This is a genomic window from Aminobacter sp. MSH1, assembly GCF_003071665.1.
GTDB lineage: Bacteria > Pseudomonadota > Alphaproteobacteria > Rhizobiales > Rhizobiaceae > Aminobacter > Aminobacter niigataensis.
Genome location: NZ_CP026265.1, coordinates 2844973 through 2863781, shown reverse-complemented (window position 1 = coordinate 2863781; position 18809 = coordinate 2844973). Strand labels below are relative to the sequence as shown.

Sequence of the window (18809 nt, the reverse complement as noted above, 5' to 3'; positions counted from 1 at the left end):
CGTCCATGGCCGACGTCGTCAATCTCCGCCAGTTCAGGAAGCACAAGGCGCGGGCCGAGCGCGAGACCGTTGCCGACCAGAACCGCGCGTTGCACGGCCGCACCAAAGCGGAAAAGGCACGGGACCGGCTGACCGCCGACCGCGCCGAGAAATTCGTCGACGGCCACCGCCGCGACAGCGACCCGGAAAAATCCGGCCAGTGAGCCTTGTCGAAAAACGCTCAGTGACGATTCGCGGTCACCGCACCAGCTATTCGCTGGAAAAACCCTTCTATGACGACCTTGTCGCCATCTCGGCCACGCGCGGCATTCCCCTTGCCGCCCTCGTTGCCGAAGTCGACGCCCAGCGCCCGCGCGAGGCAAACCTCTCCTCCGCACTCCGTCTGTTCGTACTGGAACAGGCGAAGCTTGGCGCGGCCGAGCGGTCCGGCCGCTAGCCATCAGGCTGCAGGGATACTATCCTTGCCAGATACATTTTTCGTAATACGTTTATTCTTGACCTCAGCGATTAAAAGTAATACTTTTAATGAAGATCGTCTGGGACGAACCAAAGCGTCTGGCCAATCTCGAAAAGCACGGCTTCGACTTCGCTGACGTAGTGTTTTTCGGCTGGGAGTCTGCTGTCATCAAACCTGCCCGGCCAGACAACGCCGGTCGTCGACGAATGAAGGCAATCGGCTACTTCGACAATCGGGTCGCCGTGGTGATCTTCACCACACTGGGCACGGAAGCGATGTCCGTCATCAGCTTCAGGCCAGCAAGCGCTCAGGAAAGGAAGGTTCTGTCATGACCGGCAAGACACTGAAAAAGGCGTTCGAACCTGGACACGGCTACACCAAGGAAGATTGGGATGCCGTGGACAGCCCGGAACTGACTGAGGAAGAACTGGCCCAATTTCGCCCGGCTCAGGAAGTCTTGCCGCCAGAATTCTTCCAAGGCATCGAAGAAGCACGCCGCGCTCGTGGCCGCCCCTCAGTCGAGGCGCCCAAGCAGGTCGTCTCGATTCGCCTCGATCCCGATGTCATCGCCAAGTTCAAGGCCACCGGCAAAGGCTGGCAAAGCCGTATCAACGACGTCCTGAAAAAGGCCAAGGTCGGCTGAAACCGCCCTTGGGAGCTGCCCGCCTGCCTATTGGCTTTGCAGCGACTTGAAGAAGTCGTCGAGACTGAGCGGTTCGAGCTTCTTCTTGACGGGTGCTTGGGGAGGCGGCGGGGGCGCAGGCTCTGCCGGGATCGCCTGATCCGGCATTGCCATTGGCCGGGCATCGGGCAGCGGCGCCCGTTCGATTTCCGAAACCGGCGCAGGCTTGGCCGCTTCGGCCTCGCGCCTGGCCTTTTGCTCAGCTTCTAGTTTTGCCTTCTGCTCGGCCGCCAAATGCGCCTTTTCTTCCGCCGCCCGACGAGCCTTGCCGGCATCCTCGAGCGCCTTTTGCCTGACGGCTTCGGCCTGCGCCTTGGCGGCGGCCTCCGCCGCGCGGACTTCCTCTTCGGCCTTGAGCCGGGCTGCCTCGGCCCTGGCCTTCGCTTCTTGCTCGGCGCGAATGCGGGCTTCCTCGGCCAGCCGCGCTTCTTCCGCAATACGTTCGCGCTCGGCCTGAAGCCCGGCGAAATAGCGCACCTCGCGCCGCAGCCGTTGCTTTTCCAGCAACACCGCCTGCATCGCCTCGACGCGCGCCTGTTCCTTTTCCAGCGCACGCTGGGTCAGGAATTGCGCCATCGGCTCGCTGTCGAACAACAGCGCGGTCGCCACCGGCTCGCCTTCGATGCGGAAGCCAAGCACCGGTTCCGAGCCCACCAGGGCCTCCCTGCCCGGCGCGTAGGTGATATTGCCGTCCGCCGACACGACCCCGTCGTTGAGATCGGCACGCAGGTCTGCGACGAGTGTCGCCGACGGATTCTTCAGCGTCAGCGGCGGCGCGCGCAGGATGCCGCCGGCGATGGTGAAGGCGACGTCTGCCTTTTCCGCGGCAAAGCTGCCGTCGCCGGCGATCCCCGGAGCGAACTCGGCGACGCGCGCGCCGTTGATGTCGCGGCCCAGCGCGTCGGCCTTGGCGATCAGCGGAGCGAACGCATCCGGGTTCAATCCGGGCACGGTCAGCCCGTCGACAACAGCGGTGCCGGAGCCCGACAACGAAGCGACCAAGCCCTCGATAGACTTGCCACTGCCGGAGAACGTCGCCGAAAAATCACCCTTGCCGCCCAGCGAACCCGCGCCCGGAATCCCGCCAACTTCCGCGGAGCCGAGTTTCAGCTGGCTGCTCAGTAGGGCCGTGCCGTCATTGTTCTTGAGTTCGATCAGCCCCTCCAGGGCGCCACCGAACAGCTTGGCCCTGAGGTTGGACAGCCTGAGCGACTGGCCATCGAGTTTCAGGGCCAGCACCGCGTCATTGGCGGTCGCCAGCGGCTCGGCGGCTAGTGTACCGGCGACGATCTCGAGGTCGGCCGTGAACGGCGCGACCGGTTTCTGCTCGAATGGCGCTGCCGGCCAGGCCTCGTCGCCGCTCTCCAGCGCCCTAGCGCCAAGCATCATCTCGGCAAAAGGCGCGAGGTCGAGTTCGTCGAGCGTCAGCGAACCGCCGAGATGCGGCACGCCGCCGACCAGCTCCACCCTGAGATTGCCGACCACCGCACCCTCGTTCACGGTGCCGTCCAGCCTGTCGAGCAACAACGGCCCGCCGGCATAGCTCGCGTCCGCGGCAAGATCGACCGCCTTGCCCGTGCCCATGCCCGGCAGGGCCACGCCCACCGTCATCAGCCACGGCTCGACATCGGCGGCGCGCAACGTCGCCCTGCCTTTCAGGCTCGGGCCCTCGTCGCGCAGCGCGACCGTCCCGGCAAAACCTCCGGAGGCGTCGTCGCCCTTCAGACTTGCGATGACCTCGAGTCCGTTCTGCGCAGCACCTTTCGCTGCCACCTCCATTTCGCCCGGCCCGATCACGCCAAGCGGCAGCGCCGGCAGGCCGGCGAGCGCCATCAGGCTAGTCGCATCCTCGTTGCGGGCGGAAAAATTGAGCGCGATCTGTGCGCCCTGCAACGACCCTTCAAAGGCCGGCGCCGAAAGGGTCGCCAGCAGGTCGGAGCCACCGGCCTTGCCCTGCGCGCTCAACGCGACGCCGGTCGAACCGTTGCCGTTCTCCACGGCACTGGCGACGAAATCGATGCGGGCATCGGCGAGCAGGCCCGGATATGCCGCCGCGCGCGCAGCAAGGCCCGCAAGCAGCCTGTTGTCTGGCGACTGTGCGGCCGCCAGCGCGACCAGCGGTGCGAGATCCACCGCCACCACGGACGCATCGAGGTTGCCGGTTGGCGTGGCAGGAAAATCCTTGATACGGCCGGTAGCGCTCAACGAAGCGCCAGCCAGCTCGCCTATCGACAGCCTGTCGATCTCCAGCACGCCCTCGCGCAGGCGCAGGGCCGTATCCAGGCTTTCGGCGCTCAGGCCGGCAAGGTTCACCGGTCCAGCCTTCACTGCAAGATCGAGATCGCTGTCGGCAAAGCGATTGGCGCCCTGGTCGGTGACGAACAGCGAAGCGAAGGCGCGCAGACCTTCGAGGTCGAGTTCGCCGCCATCGAGCTTCATCGTCACCGAAGCCCGCGCATCGCCCGGCTGCAGGCTGTCCAGCTCGCCGGTGAACTTGGCCTTGCCCAGGATCAGCTCGATGTCGTCGAGCTTCTGCTGTTCGCGCGTCAGCGCCACCTTGGCCTTGAACCCCGCGGCCGGCAGCCGGCGCACCGCCTCATCGACATCCCGCGCCACCCAGGCGGCAAAGCCCGAGGGCTGTCCGACCGCCAGCAGCAACTGGCCATCGAAGCCCAGACTGTCTTCCGTTTTCAGGAAACCGTCGGCCTCCAGCCGCGTGCGCCCGGGCAGCGTCGCAGCCACCGAATTCAGCTTCCAGCCGCCCTCGGCCGGCTCGGCCGACAGTTTGACATCCCGCACCGTGGTGTCTCCGGCGACGATCGCCGGCAGGTCGACGTCGATGGTACCTGGTATCGTCGGCCGCGGCAGGTCGACCAGCACGCTCTCCAGCGCCGTCAGCCGTTGCGTGATCGAAAACCCGGCTCCAGCGGCTTCTCCGCCCACCGCCTCGTCGAAGCGCACCTGCGCACCATTGGCGGCAATCGAGAAATGCGGCGTGGTTCCAAGGTCGATCTCCGCCGTGCCGTCGGCGGTGTAGGGATTGTCGAGCGGCCCGCTTTCGAAGCGGAACTCCTCGACCCCGAGCCTGGCGTGGTCGAGCGCAAACTTGCCCTTCAGCCTGAAGCCGGGTCCCACAGATTTGGCTGGCGCCTTGGGTTTGTCGCCCTTGGCGGCCGGCGGCTCGGCTTGGGCCTCGATGACGCTGAAATTGCCGGCATAAAGCCCGCGCCCCTTGTCCATGCTCGCATTGCCGTCGCTTTCCAGCACAAAGCCACGGCGTTCGGGTGTGGCCCGCAGCCGTAGCCGCATCTGGCCGGTCGGGTCTACCGAGCCGGTCGAAGCCGACAGTTGCGTCTTCATCCCGTTGATGCGGAGCGAGCCGTCCATCCGCCATGGACCGGCAAGCGACTTGGCCGAAATCTCGGTGTTGATTTCCGACAGAAGCTGGTCGCGCCCGCTGGTTCCATGCCGCACCCTCACCTGCCCCTCGGTGACGGTCAGCTTCTCGATGGAGATCTGCTTGGCGTCGAAGGGCGCCGAAGGCCGCATCGCCCAGTCGACGGTGCCGTCGGCAGCCACATCGATCGTCGCCTTCGGCCGCACCAGCCGCATGTCGTAGATCAGGAACTCGCCGCGCAGCAGCGGCGCCAGTTCCGCATCCATCGAGAACGTCTCGACGGTCATCGCATCTTTGCCGTCGGCCCCGCCGCCCACCGTCACATCGGAAAACGTCACCGAGGGAAACGGCAGGATTCGCGCGCGCACATCGCCCTGCACGGCCACCTTGCGACCGAGAATGGCGCTCGCCTCGCGCTCGAACTCGGCCTTGTAGCCGGACCAGTCGATAAAATACGGCCCCACCAGTGCCGCAAGCAGCGCCAGTACAAACAGTCCACCAAATATTACGAACAGGCGAGCGAGCATTGCCTCGGGGCAAATCTTTTCATGCGTCCCAAGCGTCTAAGCGCAGGAGCGTGGTCATTTGGTGGCATGTTGGGCTGTACGCCGCGGCGCGTCAACGCCGCGGCGTAGCCTCTCCCGCAAAAAGCGACGGCTGGTCGTTATGCCGCCCGCCTCATGCGGATCACCTCGAGCGGCCTGCCTTCGTCGTCATGGGCATGCCGCAGCAGTTCGACGAAACCCATGCGCTGGTAGAAGGCAACTGCCGACAAATTGTCGGCATAGACCTCGACCTCGAGCGCGCCTTTCAGCTTTGCTGCATGCAGCACCAGCGCCTTGCCCAGCCCATGGCCATGAGCGGCCGGGGCGACGAACAACCCGCCTATGAAGTTGTCGATCAGGCCGATGAAGCCTGCCGGCTTGCCGTCTATCTCGGCCACCCAGTTTTCCGCCTGCGGCAAGTAGACGTCCCGCACCTTGGCCTGTTGGGCGAGAAGATCCTCCTCCGTCAGGAACGGATGGCCGATGCGCGAAGCGTCCAGCCAGATTTCGGCCAGTTGCATGCGATCAGCCGTGTCGGAATAGGCGCGAACCGTCGCGCCGTGAGCGTGTTTCATGGAATTATCCTTGGAATTTACGTGTCAGAGAAAGGCGCAAGCGCCCGTTCAGCCTCTCGGCTGTCATCGGCCCGCTGGCCGACGCTTCAACGATTGAAGTCTCTGCGCATAAAATTCCTTGTTGGACGGCGGCGCAGTAGCAAGCCGGCGACCTTAGGTCAACGTTTGTCTAGTCCGCCGCTGGCAGCATCTTGCCGGGATTGAGGATGTTCTGTGGGTCGAGTGCCTGCTTGATCGCCCGCATCACGGCCACGCCGTGGCCGTGCTCGCGCTCCATCAGACCCATCTTGCCCTGGCCGATGCCGTGCTCGCCGGTCGAGGTGCCGTCCATTGATATCGCCCGCTCGGCCAGCCGCTTCACGAACTCCTCGGCGCGGCCGATGTCTGTTGGGTCATTCGGGTCCATCAGCACCAGCGTGTGGAAATTGCCGTCGCCGACATGTCCGACGATCGGCGCGATCAGCCCCAGCCGCTCGATGTCGGCCTCAGTCTCGGCAATGCATTCGGCCAGCCGCGAGATCGGCACGCAGGCATCGGTCGACAGCGCGCGTGCGCCGGGGCGCAGCGTCTGCGACGCCCAATAGGCGTCATGTCGCGCCTTCCACAGCTTCGCCCGCTCCTCGGCAACCGTGGTCCACAGGAACGGCCCACCGCCATATTCGGCAGCGATCTCGCCAAAGCTTTCTGCCTGCTCCGCCACACCGGCGTCCGAGCCGTGAAACTCCAGGAACAGGCATGGACTCTCGGGATAATCGAGCTTGGAATAATTCTTCATCGCCCGCATCTGCAGCGCGTTGACCAGTTCGATCCGCGCCACCGGAATGCCCATCTGGATGGTCGCGATCACCGCCTGACATGCACCCTCGACGCTCGGGAACGGACAGACCCCGCCCGAGATCGCCTGCGGGATGCCCTGCAGCTTGAGCGTCACCTCGGTGATGATGCCGAGCGTGCCCTCCGACCCCACCAGCAGCCGCGTCAGATCATAGCCGGCCGAGCTTTTCCTGGCACGATGCGAGGTCACCACCTCGTTGCCGTCGGCCATCACGGCGCGCAGCGCAAGCACGTTCTCGCGCATCGTGCCGTAGCGCACCGCATTAGTGCCCGAGGCGCGGGTCGCCGCCATGCCGCCGAGGCTGGCGTTGGCGCCGGGATCGATCGGGAAAAACAGGCCGGTGTCGCGCAAGTAGGTGTTCAGCGCTTCGCGCGTCACACCCGCCTCGACCGTGCAGTCGAGGTCGTCGGCATTGACGGAGACGACCTTGTCCATGCGCGAGGTGTCGACCGAGATGCCGCCTGCCGGCGCGTTGACATGGCCTTCCAGCGACGTGCCCGTGCCGAAGGCGACGACCGGCACGCGATGTTCCGCACAGACCCGCACGACGTCCTGCACGTCTGCCGTGCTTTCGGCGAACACCACGCCGTCGGGCGCCTGGTTGGGCAGATAGGTCGTTGTATGGCCATGCTGCTCACGGATCGCCTGGCCGGCCTGGAAGCGCTCGCCAAATTTCTGCTTGAGGATGCCGAGAGCGGTGGCGATCCCTTCCTCGTTCCGCGCCATCGCCTTCAGGTCGCTCAAAGCCATGTTTTCCTCCGCGATTGGAACAGCATGCCGCCTTGCCGGCACCCTATGCTCGGGTAATCTGCCACCCTGTCCGGTTTGTCCAGCGCAACAGAAGACCAAAGGATTACGCCATGCCAGCCCCGTTCGTGTCACACGTCATGGAGATTGAGAAAGGCTGGATCGACTATAATGGCCACCTCAACATGGCCTATTACAACGTCCTGTTCGACCGCTGCAGCGACGAGGCGCTCGATCTGCTCGGAATGGGGGCTGCTTACGTCCGCGACCGAAAGCTCACCATCTACACGGCGGAAGTCCACGTCTGCTATGTGCAGGAACTGCATCTCGAACACCGCGTCACCGCGAGCTTCCAGTTGCTCGACCATGACGACAAGCGGCTGCGTGTCTACCAGGAGCTGCTCCACGTCGACGGCTGGCTGGCGGCGACGTCGGAATATCTCGCTTTGCATGTCGACATGACTGGCCCGAAGGTCGCGCCCTTCCCGGAGGACATCATGGCGAACCTTCAGGCAATGGGTGCCGCCCACGCCCAATTGCCCATGCCGGAGCGCGCCGGCCGCTCGATCGGCATCAGGCGCAAGCCGACATAGTGGCTGAAGGGCCACAGGCGATTAACCTTACCTGTTCATAACCTGCATCACAGCCACCGGTTCGTTGATCGGCTGCACCCTCACCCCGACAATCCCACGCAGCGAAGTTGAGTCGCGGCGGGCACCGGACGGCTTGAGGCAAGGCATGCAAACAGACATCGAAACGACAGCCAGCAAGCTTGCCTGCGACCCGCGCATCAGCGACTACGATTTCTGGCGTTCGCTGCGCAACATCAACAACGAAATCTTCGAGATCGCCAACAACAACGGGCCGATCCCGATCGAGATGCTGCGCTGGCGCGTCATCCTGCGCCAGGCCCGCTCCAAGCGCGGCGTGGCCTGAGCCAGGCAGGCGCGCGCGAACCGCTCACGCCTGCCACAAGGCAGATCAGGCCAGCTTCTCCTTGAAGAAGGCAATTGTCCGGCCCCAGGCCAGGTCCGCCGCCTCCTTGTTGTAGCGCGCCTCGGACGTGTCGTTGTTGAAGGCGTGCTGGGCGCCGTCATAGACGTGAACCTCAAAATCCTTGCCAGCCTTCGTCAGCGCCGCCTTGTAGGCGTCGATGCCGGCGTTGATGCGCTCGTCCATCCCGGCATAATGCAAGAGCAGTGCCGCCTTGATGTTGGCGATTGCCGCCTCGTCCTTGGGCTGCGCGCCATAATAGGCGACGCCGGCGCCGAGGTCCGGCGCGTTGACGGCAAGCAGATTGACAGTGCCGCCGCCCCAGCAAAAGCCGACCGCGCCGACCTTGCCGTTGCCGCTTTCGTGCGCCTTCAGGAAAGCCACCGTCGCGACGCCGTTTGCCACCGTCTGCGCAGCATCTAATTGGCCGAACATCTCGCGCGCCTTTTCCTCGTCAGGCGGCGTGCCGCCGAGCGGCGACAGATAGTCGGGCGCCAGCGCGACGAAGCCTTCGAGCGCGATGTGCCGCGCCACGTCGCGGATATGCGGATTGAGGCCCCGGTTTTCGTGGATGACGATGATCGTCGGCAGCTTGCCCGCATTTTCCGCCGGTTGGACGAGATAGCCCTTCATCTCGCTGGCACCGCCGGTATAGGTGATCTCCTCGGCCTTGAGCCGCGTGTCGTCCTCGGCAACGATGGCCGCCCGCGCCTGGTTGGCCGAAAGCATCGGTGCAATCACCGCCGCCGCGGCAGCCGATCCGGTGAGCTTGGTCAGAGTCTCCATGAAGTGGCGCCGGTCGAGCGTCAGGTGGGTGTATTCGTCATAGGCGTCGATCATCGCCTGGGTGATGGCAGGTCTGGTCATGGCTCGCTCCCTGTCTTCGACATCAGGCGGCGAGTTTAGCGTATGCAAATGTAGGTGGTGTCACGGTTGCGTGAATGGGCACCGCCGTGCAGGGGAGGTGCCCGGGCCTCGGGCGCAGCTAAGGCGCTGATCAATCCTGGCTTTCCATGAAGCGGATGCGGTTGCCGAACGGGTCGATCACCTCGCACTCCAGCCCCCAGTCCTGATGCTGCAGGCCCGGACGATTGTATTTGTAGTCCTTGGCGATCAGCCCCTTCTGGAATGCTTCCACACCCTGCATGTAGCAGACGGCGGTCGCACCGGGGCTGGCGTCGCCGGAATGCTCCGACAGGTGCAGCTTCAAGCCACCGCGCGACACCTGGCAGTAGAGCGGCGCGCCGGGATGGAAGCGATGCTCCCAGTCGACCTTGCAGTCGAGAAAGCCCTCGTAGAAGCCCCTCGCCTTATCCTCGTCGAAGATGCGGAAGATCGGCACCGGCTGGGTGAAGCTCACCGCACCGGTGGCAGGCTCTTCCACCTTCTCCAGCTTGCTCGACAGGATATTCCAATTGTCGACACCGAACTGCCGGGCAACGATTTCGAGCGCCTCGCTGTGGCTGACATCGAGGTTCTTTTGGGCAAGCGCCTCGCGCATGGCTTTCGCCATCGCCTTTGCATCACGATAGGTTCGCATGATCTTCCGATCCTCGGGTTCCGGTGAGCATGTCCATCAGTGCCCGCATTGCCGATGCTCTCACCATCCCTTGGGATCAGGTGACGGAAGCGTCCGATGTGTTCGCCATACCCCTTGTCGGGGCGCGGGCTGCCGGCCACATCCAGCCGTGTGGCAAGCTAGCCATGCCAGAGCATTCAGGTCAAGGCCGCCACTTTCCCCGCCTAAACCAGAACAAAACAGAGACGCGGCTGGCCTTTCCGCCCCGAATCACTACATTCGGGGCAAATGTCAGACTTTCCGGACGACATGCCGTTTTTCGACGAGCCCGGCGGAATGCCGCCCCGGCCCGGCAGCACACCTGCGCCGAGCGGTATTGCCGCGCGCGCCATGGCCGCCCGCCAGGCGCCCGCCGCAGCCGACTATCTCAAGGGCCTGAACCCCGAGCAGCGCCAAGCTGTCGAGACCACCGAAGGCCCGGTCCTGGTGCTCGCCGGCGCCGGCACCGGCAAGACGCGCGTGCTCACCACCCGCATCGCCCATATCCTCAGCCAGGGCCGCGCCTACCCCAGCCAGATCCTCGCCGTCACCTTCACCAACAAGGCCGCGCGCGAGATGAAGCAGCGCATCGGCCTGCTTGTCGGCGAGGCCGTCGAGGGCATGCCCTGGCTCGGCACCTTCCACTCCATCGGCGTCAAGATGCTGCGCCGCCATGCCGAACTGGCCGGCCTGCGCTCCGACTTCACCATCCTCGATACCGACGACGTCATCCGCCTCATCAAGCAGTTGATCCAGGCCGAAGGCCTCGACGACAAGCGCTGGCCGGCGCGCCAGTTCGCCATGATGATCGACGGCTGGAAGAACAAGGGGCTCGGCCCGGCCGAGATCCCCGAGGGCGATGCGCGCGCCTTCGCCAACGGCAAGGGCCGCGAACTCTACAAGGCCTATCAGGACCGGCTCCAGACGCTGAACGCCTGTGATTTCGGCGACCTTTTGTGCCACCCGATCCGCATCTTCCGCGCCTATCCTGACGTGTTGAAGGAATACCACAAGCGCTTCAAATACATCCTCGTCGACGAGTATCAGGACACCAACACCGCGCAATATATGTGGCTGCGCCTGCTCGCGCAGGAGACCGGCGCGCCGGGCCAGAAGAACGTCTGCTGCGTCGGCGACGACGACCAGTCGATCTATGGCTGGCGCGGGGCCGAGGTCGACAACATCCTGCGCTTCGACAAGGATTTTCCGGGTGCCGTCGTCATCCGGCTCGAGCGCAACTACCGCTCCACCGCCCATATCCTCGGTGCCGCTTCCCATCTCATCGCCCATAATGAGGGCCGCTTCGGCAAGACGCTGTTCACCGAACGCAACGATCCCGAAGACGGCAAGGTCAATGTCCACGCCGCCTGGGACTCCGAGGAGGAAGCCCGCGCCGTCGGCGAAACGATCGAGCAACTGCAGCGCCAGAAGCACAACCTCAACGACATGGCGATTCTCGTCCGCGCCTCGTTCCAGATGCGCGAGTTCGAAGACCGCTTCGTCACCCTTGGCGTCAACTACCGGGTCGTCGGCGGCCCGCGCTTTTACGAGCGCCAGGAAATCCGCGACGCCATGGCCTATTTCCGCGTCGTCGCCCAGGGCGCCGACGACCTCGCCTTCGAGCGTATCGTCAACATCCCCAAGCGCGGCCTTGGCGAAGCCGCCATCCGCCAGGTCCACGACACCGCCCGCGCCCTTGGCGTGCCGATGCTCGAAGCGGCGCGCAATCTGGCCGAAAGCGACGAGCTCAAGCCTAAGCCGCGTGCCGCCTTGCGCGAGGTCGCGGCCAATTTCGAGCGCTGGCAAAAGGCGCTCGACAATACGCCGCACAACGAACTCGCCGAGACCATCCTCGAAGAGAGCGGCTACACCGACATGTGGAAGAACGACCGCTCGGCCGAAGCGCCGGGACGGCTCGAAAACCTCAAAGAACTCATCCGCTCGATGGAGGAATACGAATCGCTGCGCTCGTTCCTCGAACATGTCGCGCTCGTCATGGATGCCGACAAGAACGAGGACCTCGACGCCGTCAACATCATGACGCTGCACTCGGCCAAGGGCCTGGAGTTCGAGACCGTGTTCCTGCCCGGCTGGGAGGAAGGCCTGTTCCCGCACCAGCGCGCGCTCGACGAGGGCGGCCGCTCGGGCTTGGAGGAAGAACGCCGCCTCGCTTATGTCGGCCTCACCCGCGCCAAGAAGAACCTGCATCTGTGGTTCGTCTCCAACCGCCGCATCCACGGCCTGTGGCAATCGACAATCCCCTCGCGGTTCCTCGACGAACTGCCCGAGGCGCATGTCGAGGTCGCCGACGCCGGCAATTCATACGGCGGCTACGGTGGCGGCGGCCGCAACCCCTACGGCGCCTCGCGTTTCGACGACGTCGGCCAGAAATCCTTCTCCAACACCTACGCCACGCCGGGTTGGCAGCGGGCGCAGCAGAACCGCACCGAAGCCACCGACCGTAACTGGGGCTCGCGCTCCGGTCATTCGGTCGAGCGCATCGGCTATGGCGAAACCGATTCAGGCTTCGGCGCCGGCCGCGGCTCGGTCAAGGGCCGTACCATCGAGGGCGAGCTGGTGGCCAAGTCCGTCGCGTCAGAACCGTCGCGCTTCAAGGTAGGGGACCGCGTGTTCCACCAAAAATTCGGCAACGGCAACATCTCGGCCATCGACGGCAACAAGCTGACCATCGACTTCGACAAGGCCGGACAGAAGAAGGTGCTGGACGGGTTTGTGAACGCGGTATGAGGCCTTCACCCCTCCACATACTTATGCAGGATCGAGTTGATCAGCGTCTGGTAGGGCATCCCCTCCTCCGCAGCCCGAGCCTTTAGCCGCGCGAGATCGCGCTCGGCCACCCGCCTACATCGTGGCCCCGGCCCGAACCGCTTGGCGGGCCCACATATCGGTTGCCGCTTGGTCGTCCCAGGCATAAAATTAGCAAGCGCTAACTTTTATCGCAGGGAGGCGAAGACGATGCGCCAATATATCGATTGCCGTGAATTCCCGAGCGAAATGAAGTGCACGGTGGCGATCGCCGCCGATACCGAGGACGAGCTGATCAACGCCGCCGTCCAGCACGCGGTAGCGGTCCATGGCGAAAAGGACACTCCGGGATTCCGTGCAGAAATCAAGAAGGTCATTCACAGCGGCACGGCACCGGCCTGAACATCGCCCGCACGTTCGCGCAAGGCGCACCCGGCTTGCTTCTCAGGCAGGAGGAACCTTACTGCCGGCGGGTCGGCGCGCTGCCGCCGCGCATCGCTTTCAGCCGCTCGGCAACGGATGCCGCCAGTTCGGCATAGCGGTCTTCCAGCTTTTCGGCGGCGACCAGCACCTCCGGTTCGAAGTCATTGGCCTCGAGCACCTGCCGCAGCTTCTCGACGAATTCGGCCTGCTGCTCGAGCGCGGCAAACAGCTTCTTCACCTGGTCGCGGCTGATGTCGGGGTTGGCAAGCGTCGCGGGCACCTCGCGCGCCATCTCCGCGCCGGTTTTGGCCTGCTCTTTCAGGATGTCCAACCAATCAGTCACGCCACAAAACCCAACCCGCTTCGATTTTGTTCCCCAGGCCGCCCAGCGTCAACCTTCCAGAAGCTGGACCGCGGCGCCACTTACGCTTTTGCCCTCGCTTTCGCGTCGTGCCGCTTGGCCGCTTCCTCGCATTTGCGTCTGATGTCCTCGACCTCGGTCTCGGTCAGGTGCTCGATGCCTATGAAATAGTTCTGCGCCTTGCCGACGCGGATAAGCTCGTCGAGCTTGGCCTGCATCGCCGCGCCATCGCGGTTCTGCGTATTCTGGATCAGGAACACCATCAGGAACGTGATGATGGTCGTGCCGGTGTTGATGACCAGCTGCCAGGTGTCGGAAAAGCCGAACACAGGCCCGGAGACCGCCCACGCGAGCACGATCAGGCAGCAGCCGAGAAAGGTCAGCGGCAGCCCGGCGGCATAGGCAACGCTGTTGGCAATCCTGGTGAACACCCTCTCGAACATCGCAGATCCCTTCGTCCGGCGAAGGAAAACACGCGACATCCACTCCCGGTTCCGTGCCGCTGTGACAGCGACGCCTCGGCATCAGCCCGTGGCCGCCTCCCAGCGGTCGAGAAACGCCTCGATGGGCAGGCTCTGCATGTCGGGAATGGCCTCGAACAGCCGCTCGGCCGGCCAGTCCCACCAGGCCAATGCTTCGATGCGGGCGGCGATTTCGGCGGGAAACCGCATCTTCAGCCGCCTGGCCGGCACGCCGACGAAGATCTCGAACGGCGCCACATCCTTCGTCACCACCGCATTCGCCCCGATCACCGCACCATTGCCGATCGTCACCCCGGGCATGATGACCGCGCCATGGCCGATCCACACGTCATGGCCGATGCTCACCGACTTTGCCCTGCGGCGCTCGCGAAAATCGCCGTCGACGCCGAGATAGCGGAAATACTCGTTGGGGCGGTAGCTCACCTTGTGGGTGGTCAGCCGCTCCATCGGATGTTCGAGCGCGTTGATGCGGCTGTTGGCCGCGATCGAGCAGAACTTGCCGATGGTGGTGTAGATCGCCTCGGCGTGGCGCTCGAAATAGGAGTAGTCGCCGACGACGACCTCGCGCAGCACGACACGTTCGCCGACAGCGACATGACGGCCGAGCCGGCAGCCTTTCAGCTCTGATGTCGGGTGGATGCGCGGTTCGTCGTCCTTGAAGCGAAGGTCTGCTGGTGTGTCCATAACGCGGATTTACGCCCGCGCCACCTCGCCCGCAAGTTATTGCGGCTTGCCCTTGGTCCAGACGACCTCCTGGCCGTAAAGCGGCACCGTCGTCATCGACATCTTGGCCGAGCCGTCCTGAACCTGGCGCGAATGCGCGAGATAGATCAGCGTCTCGTTCTTCTTGTCGTAGATACGGTTCACCACCTGCTCCTTCCAGATCAGGCTGATGCCCTGCTTGAACACCTCTTCGCCTTCCTCGCCGAGATCGATCTCGCCGATGGTGATCGGCCCGGTCTGACGGCAGGAAATCGCCGAATCGGAGGGGTTCTCGAACCAGTTGCCCTTCTGCAGCCGGTCGATCACGCCACGGTCGAAATAGGAGACGTGGCAGGTGATGCCCTCGACCTCGGGGTCCTTGATCGCCTCGACGATGATGTCGTTGCCGAGCCAGTCGACGCCGACTTCGCCCACCTGCTGGGCAAAGGCTGGAGCCGCGGCCCCGAGCGTGAGGGCGGTGGCAAGGACGGAAAAGGCAAGCCGCATCGAAACCTCCTGGAATGGTGTCCGCCCACACTTGGGTCGGCGGCCAGCGCGTTGCAAGCCGCATCATGATGCATCCTGCTCTCGAAATGGTGTCTTGTGGACGAATGAGGGCGTCAACATGTCCCTTTTGGCAAAGCGCGCGGCGCGCTATGTAGGGTTGATGAAACAGGCCCTGCCCATATCGCTCAAGACCGTCGCGTGGATCGCGCTCGGCCTGACGGCGTTTGCGGCGTCCAGCGGCCTCGCCTTTGCCTCCTGGCTGGACAAGGACGCCGGCATCTTCATGTCACTGGTCGAAGCAGGCATGTCCTGGTGCTTCTGAAGCCGTTACCAATCACACCATGGAATCACATTCGATGATGCGCACGATCCTTGCCGGCATTCTGATCCTGATGGCCGCCGGCGTCGGCTGGCTGACCTTCGACTGGTACAGCAGCAAGAACAGCGCCCAGGCCTTCGGCGCGCCTTTCGTGCTCGTCGACCAGAAGGGCGCCGAGATCACCGAAGCCGCCTTCCGCGGCCAGCCGAGCGCCGTCTTCTTCGGCTTCACCCACTGCCCGGAGGTCTGCCCGACGACGCTGTTCGAGCTCGACGGCCTGCTCAAGCAGATGGGCGACGAAGGCAAGAACATCCGCGCCTATTTCGTCTCGGTCGATCCCGAGCGTGACACGCCCGAGGTGATGAACACCTACGTCAGCAACGTCTCCGACCGCATCACCGGCATTACCGGCGACCCGGCCAAGATCGCGGCCATGTCCAAGTCCTTCGGCATCTATTCCAAGAAGGTCGAGACCGAGGGCGGCGACTACACCATGGACCACACCGCGTCTGTCCTGCTGCTCGACAGCAAGGGTGATTTCTTCGGCACCATCGCCTATGAGGAGAACCCAGAGACTGCGCTCGCCAAGCTCAAGCGGCTAGCGAACGAAGGCTGACCCTCCTCGACCGGACCCGACATGACCCAGACACGGCTCTATTTCACCACCGGCCGCGAAGCTGCAAACCGCATCTTCGCCTCGCTCGACACAATTTTCGAGGAGGATGGCTGGCCGATCGCGGTGATCGAAGTCGACGAGGATCGTGATATCCACGAAGTGTCGCTCTATACGGACGGCGACGTCGCGGACATCGAGCGCCGCATGGCCGCAGCCCTCACTGATGCCGGCCATACCGGTCCGATCGCCCGCGAGGTCCTGCCCGATATCGACTGGGTGGCCAAGTCGCTCGAAGGCCTGAAGCCGGTCCAGGCCGGCCGCTTCATCGTCCATGGCGGCCACGACCGCGACGACGTGCGCCCCGGCCAGATCGCCATCGAGATCGAAGCCGGCCTCGCCTTCGGCACCGGCCATCACGGCACGACGGCCGGCTGCCTCGAAATGATCGAGAAGGTCATTGCCGAGGAGAACCCGGCCAACGCGCTCGACCTCGGTACCGGCAGCGCGGTTCTCGCCATTGCGGTTGCCAAGCTGGCGCCCATCCCGGTGCTCGCCACCGACATCGACCCGGTTGCAACCGAAGTCGCCGCGGCCAATGTCCGCCTCAACGGCACCGGCGAACACGTCGAGACAGCAACAGCGGCAGGCTTCGACGATCCGATCTTCGCCGCACGCGGCCCCTTCGACCTGATCGTCGCCAACATCCTGGCGCAGCCGCTGATGCAGCTTGCGCCTGAAATGGCAGCGCATCTCGCCCCACGCGGCTCATTGGTTCTCTCGGGCATCCTCGACCGCCAGCACGACGCGGTGGTCGAAGCCTATGTCGCAGCGAAGTTCCGCCATGTCGAAACCTTCCACCGCGAAGGCTGGGTGACGATCCACCTCAAGAACTGACATCGTGGCCCAAGCTGGCGGCGTTGCCACCGGTGGCGCACAAAGATAGGTTCGCCGGAAATCCAGATTCCGGGAAACCATCATGTTCCAGTCCTTCGATTCAGCCGGCGATCCCTCCGTCGGCAAGCCGCGCACGGCGCTCCTCAGGCAGTGGCTCAAGGAGAACGGGCTCGATGGCTTCATCGTGCCGCGCGCCGACGAACACCAGGGCGAGTATGTTGCCCCGCGCTCGAACAGGCTGCGCTGGCTGACCGGCTTCAGCGGCTCGGCTGGCGTGGCCATCGTGCTCGGCAACAGCGCTTATGTCTTCGTCGACGGCCGCTACACGCTGCAGGTGCGCGACGAGGTCGATCTCGGCATCTTTTCGATCGAGAGCCTGATCGACAATCCGCCGGCCGCCTGGATCAGGGAAAACCTGTCTACGGGTGCGCGGCTGGGCTTCGACCCGTGGTTGCACACCATGGGCGACGTCAAGGCGCTTTCCGCCTCCGCGGAGAAGGTCGGCGCGGTGCTGGTCCCGCTTGCCCGCAATCCCATCGACGCGATCTGGGAAGATCAGCCCGACGCGCCGCTGGCCCCCGTCGAGATCCATCCCGAGGCGTTGGCCGGCGAACTCGCCAAGGACAAGCTCAAGCGGCTTGCAGCGGCAATCGAAGACGAAGGCGCAACCCATGCAATCCTGACCGACCCGTCTTCGCTCGCCTGGGCCTTCAACATCCGCGGCGGCGACGTGCCGCATACTCCGCTGGCACTGGGCTTTGCCATTCTGGCCGCCGATGGTTCGCATGCCGTCTTCATGGACAAGCGCAAGCTCGGCCGCACCGAAGAGGCCTATCTCACCCAACTCGCCGACATCAAGGCGCCGGGCAAGCTCGAGGACGCAGTCTCGGCGCTTGCCAAATCAGGTGCGCGAATCGCGCTCGATCCGGTGCTTGCCGCCGACAGGCTGCGTGCCCTGATCGAGGGCAATGGCGGCACGGTGGTTTCTGCACCCGACCCTGCTCGCCTGCCGCGCGCCACCAAGAACAGCGCCGAGATCTCGGGCTCACGCGCCGCCCATCGCCGCGACGGTGCAGCGGTCGCCAAACTGCTCTGCTGGCTCGACCGGCAGGAACCGGGCAAGCTCGACGAGATCGCCGTCGTCACCCGTCTCGAAGAATGCCGCCGCCGGACCGGCGAAGAGACCCAGATGCCGCTGCGCGACGTCTCCTTCGACACCATTTCGGGAGCCGGCGCCAACGGCGCCATCATGCATTACCGCGTCTCGCGCGCCACCAGCCGCGTGCTCGGCGACGGCGAGCTGTTCCTGCTCGATTCGGGCGCGCAGTATCAGGACGGCACCACCGACATCACTCGCACGATGCCGGTTGGCAAGCCGACCGAGGAGATGCGCGAGCGCTTCACCCTGGTGCTCAAGGGCATGATCGGAATTTCCATCGCCAGGTTCCCGGCCGGCACGCGCGGTGCCGACATCGATGCCATGGCACGCATCGCCTTGTGGAAGCATGGGCTGGACTACGCCCACGGCACCGGCCACGGCGTCGGCTCCTACCTCGCCGTGCATGAGGGACCGCAGCGCATCGCCAAGACCGGCATGGAGAAGCTGCTGCCGGGCATGATCCTGTCCAACGAGCCAGGCTACTACAAGGAAGGCCACTACGGCATCCGGCTCGAAAACCTGATCCTGGTGACACAGGCCGCGGCGATCCCGGGCGGCGACATTGCCATGCACGGCTTCGAGACGTTGACGCTGGCCCCCTTCGACCAGCGCCTTCTACGCGCCGATCTCCTGACCCGCGAAGAGCTTGATTGGCTGAACGCCTACCACGCGCGCGTGCTGGCCGAGATCGGCCCGATGCTCGACGGGGAAACGCTGGCCTGGCTCGAACAGGCGACGGCACCGATCGTCTGATCGGGCCCATGCAGGCACCGGCCGCTACGGCGGCCGGT

The 18809-nt window shown here is 64.5% G+C and carries 21 protein-coding genes; 12 read left to right on the top strand and 9 right to left on the bottom strand.

What is annotated here, in order from left to right:
• Positions 1-5 precede the first annotated feature (5 nt).
• The 4 genes from CO731_RS14125 to CO731_RS14110 all read left to right on the top strand — a co-directional run bounded on the left by CO731_RS14125 (position 6) and on the right by CO731_RS14110 (position 1100).
• Entirely contained in the window at positions 6-203 is a 198-nt protein-coding gene (locus tag CO731_RS14125; RefSeq protein ID WP_108607658.1) for a DUF4169 family protein, read from the top strand.
• Positions 200-436 (top strand): ribbon-helix-helix domain-containing protein, encoded by a 237-nt coding sequence (locus tag CO731_RS14120; protein ID WP_108607657.1) that lies wholly within the window; start codon positions 200-202, stop codon positions 434-436. Before CO731_RS14125 ends, CO731_RS14120 begins: the two co-directional genes overlap by 4 nt.
• 89 nt (positions 437-525) lie before the next feature.
• A complete protein-coding gene (locus tag CO731_RS14115) occupies positions 526-789 on the top strand; it encodes a BrnT family toxin (RefSeq protein ID WP_108607656.1) in 264 nt (87 codons plus the stop codon).
• On the top strand, positions 786-1100 hold the full coding sequence (locus CO731_RS14110) for a BrnA antitoxin family protein (RefSeq protein WP_108607655.1): 315 nt from the start codon (positions 786-788) through the stop codon (positions 1098-1100). Before CO731_RS14115 ends, CO731_RS14110 begins: the two co-directional genes overlap by 4 nt.
• Before the next feature lie 27 nt (positions 1101-1127).
• Here CO731_RS14110 and CO731_RS14105 read toward each other — a convergent pair whose 3' ends face one another.
• The 3 genes from CO731_RS14105 to CO731_RS14095 form a co-directional block, all read right to left on the bottom strand.
• Complete coding sequence (locus tag CO731_RS14105) at positions 1128-5063, bottom strand: AsmA family protein (protein ID WP_108607654.1); 3936 nt, start codon at positions 5061-5063, stop codon at positions 1128-1130.
• Between the two features lie 137 nt (positions 5064-5200).
• The gene (locus CO731_RS14100; protein WP_108607653.1) at positions 5201-5656 is read right to left on the bottom strand and encodes a GNAT family N-acetyltransferase; all 456 of its coding nucleotides are present in this window, start codon (positions 5654-5656) and stop codon (positions 5201-5203) included.
• A 169-nt stretch (positions 5657-5825) separates the two neighbouring features.
• Entirely contained in the window at positions 5826-7241 is a 1416-nt protein-coding gene (locus CO731_RS14095) for an FAD-linked oxidase C-terminal domain-containing protein (RefSeq protein WP_108607652.1), read from the bottom strand.
• Between the two features lie 110 nt (positions 7242-7351).
• Here CO731_RS14095 and CO731_RS14090 point away from each other — a divergent pair, with 110 nt between their 5' ends.
• Together CO731_RS14090 and CO731_RS14085 are read left to right on the top strand one after the other, a co-directional pair.
• Entirely contained in the window at positions 7352-7831 is a 480-nt protein-coding gene (locus tag CO731_RS14090; RefSeq protein WP_108607651.1) for a thioesterase family protein, read from the top strand.
• Between the two features lie 145 nt (positions 7832-7976).
• On the top strand, positions 7977-8174 hold the full coding sequence (locus tag CO731_RS14085; protein ID WP_108607650.1) for a hypothetical protein: 198 nt from the start codon (positions 7977-7979) through the stop codon (positions 8172-8174).
• Positions 8175-8219: 45 nt separating this feature from the next.
• Here the strand turns inward: CO731_RS14085 and CO731_RS14080 are convergent, their stop codons facing one another.
• A complete protein-coding gene (locus tag CO731_RS14080; RefSeq protein WP_108607649.1) occupies positions 8220-9098 on the bottom strand; it encodes a dienelactone hydrolase family protein in 879 nt (292 codons plus the stop codon).
• Between the two features lie 130 nt (positions 9099-9228).
• Complete coding sequence (locus CO731_RS14075; RefSeq protein WP_108607648.1) at positions 9229-9771, bottom strand: glyoxalase superfamily protein; 543 nt, start codon at positions 9769-9771, stop codon at positions 9229-9231.
• 267 nt (positions 9772-10038) lie between these two features.
• Between CO731_RS14075 and CO731_RS14070 the strand changes: the two genes are divergently transcribed.
• Both CO731_RS14070 and CO731_RS14060 read left to right on the top strand, forming a co-directional pair.
• Positions 10039-12537 carry a UvrD-helicase domain-containing protein gene (locus tag CO731_RS14070; RefSeq protein ID WP_108607647.1) on the top strand — a complete coding sequence of 833 codons (2499 nt, stop codon included), beginning with the start codon at positions 10039-10041 and terminating at the stop codon, positions 12535-12537.
• A gap of 228 nt (positions 12538-12765) precedes the next feature.
• Positions 12766-12957 (top strand): DUF1059 domain-containing protein, encoded by a 192-nt coding sequence (locus CO731_RS14060; RefSeq protein ID WP_108607646.1) that lies wholly within the window; start codon positions 12766-12768, stop codon positions 12955-12957.
• 58 nt (positions 12958-13015) lie between these two features.
• On the opposite strand, the gene CO731_RS14055 is transcribed toward CO731_RS14060, so the two are convergent.
• From CO731_RS14055 to CO731_RS14040, 4 genes are all read right to left on the bottom strand, one after another.
• Positions 13016-13321 carry a hypothetical protein gene (locus tag CO731_RS14055; protein ID WP_108607645.1) on the bottom strand — a complete coding sequence of 102 codons (306 nt, stop codon included), beginning with the start codon at positions 13319-13321 and terminating at the stop codon, positions 13016-13018.
• An 80-nt stretch (positions 13322-13401) separates the two neighbouring features.
• On the bottom strand, positions 13402-13782 hold the full coding sequence (locus CO731_RS14050; RefSeq protein ID WP_108607644.1) for a low affinity iron permease family protein: 381 nt from the start codon (positions 13780-13782) through the stop codon (positions 13402-13404).
• An 81-nt stretch (positions 13783-13863) separates the two neighbouring features.
• Positions 13864-14505 carry a DapH/DapD/GlmU-related protein gene (locus CO731_RS14045; RefSeq protein ID WP_108607643.1) on the bottom strand — a complete coding sequence of 214 codons (642 nt, stop codon included), beginning with the start codon at positions 14503-14505 and terminating at the stop codon, positions 13864-13866.
• Between the two features lie 36 nt (positions 14506-14541).
• Positions 14542-15030 carry a CreA family protein gene (locus CO731_RS14040; protein ID WP_108607642.1) on the bottom strand — a complete coding sequence of 163 codons (489 nt, stop codon included), beginning with the start codon at positions 15028-15030 and terminating at the stop codon, positions 14542-14544.
• A gap of 118 nt (positions 15031-15148) precedes the next feature.
• On the opposite strand from CO731_RS14040, the gene CO731_RS28755 reads away from it, so the two are divergent.
• The 4 genes from CO731_RS28755 (at position 15149) to CO731_RS14025 (ending at position 18771) form a co-directional block, all read left to right on the top strand.
• On the top strand, positions 15149-15352 hold the full coding sequence (locus tag CO731_RS28755) for a hypothetical protein (protein ID WP_159091639.1): 204 nt from the start codon (positions 15149-15151) through the stop codon (positions 15350-15352).
• 34 nt (positions 15353-15386) lie between these two features.
• A complete protein-coding gene (locus CO731_RS14035; protein WP_108609836.1) occupies positions 15387-15965 on the top strand; it encodes an SCO family protein in 579 nt (192 codons plus the stop codon).
• Between the two features lie 21 nt (positions 15966-15986).
• Positions 15987-16859: a 50S ribosomal protein L11 methyltransferase gene (locus CO731_RS14030; protein WP_108607640.1), complete on the top strand. Its 873-nt coding sequence runs from the start codon at positions 15987-15989 to the stop codon at positions 16857-16859.
• A gap of 82 nt (positions 16860-16941) precedes the next feature.
• On the top strand, positions 16942-18771 hold the full coding sequence (locus CO731_RS14025) for an aminopeptidase P family protein (RefSeq protein WP_108607639.1): 1830 nt from the start codon (positions 16942-16944) through the stop codon (positions 18769-18771).
• Positions 18772-18809 lie beyond the last annotated feature (38 nt).

Coding starts and splice junctions, on each gene's coding strand:
- CO731_RS14125 (WP_108607658.1), top strand. CDS start 6: ATGGCCGACGTCGTCAATCTCCGCCAGTTCAGGAAGCACAAGGCGCGG.
- CO731_RS14115 (WP_108607656.1), top strand. CDS start 526: ATGAAGATCGTCTGGGACGAACCAAAGCGTCTGGCCAATCTCGAAAAG.
- CO731_RS14110 (WP_108607655.1), top strand. CDS start 786: ATGACCGGCAAGACACTGAAAAAGGCGTTCGAACCTGGACACGGCTAC.
- CO731_RS14105 (WP_108607654.1), bottom strand. CDS start 5,063: ATGCTCGCTCGCCTGTTCGTAATATTTGGTGGACTGTTTGTACTGGCG.
- CO731_RS14100 (WP_108607653.1), bottom strand. CDS start 5,656: ATGAAACACGCTCACGGCGCGACGGTTCGCGCCTATTCCGACACGGCT.
- CO731_RS14095 (WP_108607652.1), bottom strand. CDS start 7,241: ATGGCTTTGAGCGACCTGAAGGCGATGGCGCGGAACGAGGAAGGGATC.
- CO731_RS14090 (WP_108607651.1), top strand. CDS start 7,352: ATGCCAGCCCCGTTCGTGTCACACGTCATGGAGATTGAGAAAGGCTGG.
- CO731_RS14085 (WP_108607650.1), top strand. CDS start 7,977: ATGCAAACAGACATCGAAACGACAGCCAGCAAGCTTGCCTGCGACCCG.
- CO731_RS14080 (WP_108607649.1), bottom strand. CDS start 9,098: ATGACCAGACCTGCCATCACCCAGGCGATGATCGACGCCTATGACGAA.
- CO731_RS14075 (WP_108607648.1), bottom strand. CDS start 9,771: ATGCGAACCTATCGTGATGCAAAGGCGATGGCGAAAGCCATGCGCGAG.
- CO731_RS14070 (WP_108607647.1), top strand. CDS start 10,039: ATGTCAGACTTTCCGGACGACATGCCGTTTTTCGACGAGCCCGGCGGA.
- CO731_RS14060 (WP_108607646.1), top strand. CDS start 12,766: ATGCGCCAATATATCGATTGCCGTGAATTCCCGAGCGAAATGAAGTGC.
- CO731_RS14050 (WP_108607644.1), bottom strand. CDS start 13,782: ATGTTCGAGAGGGTGTTCACCAGGATTGCCAACAGCGTTGCCTATGCC.
- CO731_RS14045 (WP_108607643.1), bottom strand. CDS start 14,505: ATGGACACACCAGCAGACCTTCGCTTCAAGGACGACGAACCGCGCATC.
- CO731_RS14040 (WP_108607642.1), bottom strand. CDS start 15,030: ATGCGGCTTGCCTTTTCCGTCCTTGCCACCGCCCTCACGCTCGGGGCC.
- CO731_RS28755 (WP_159091639.1), top strand. CDS start 15,149: ATGTCCCTTTTGGCAAAGCGCGCGGCGCGCTATGTAGGGTTGATGAAA.
- CO731_RS14035 (WP_108609836.1), top strand. CDS start 15,387: ATGATGCGCACGATCCTTGCCGGCATTCTGATCCTGATGGCCGCCGGC.
- CO731_RS14030 (WP_108607640.1), top strand. CDS start 15,987: ATGACCCAGACACGGCTCTATTTCACCACCGGCCGCGAAGCTGCAAAC.
- CO731_RS14025 (WP_108607639.1), top strand. CDS start 16,942: ATGTTCCAGTCCTTCGATTCAGCCGGCGATCCCTCCGTCGGCAAGCCG.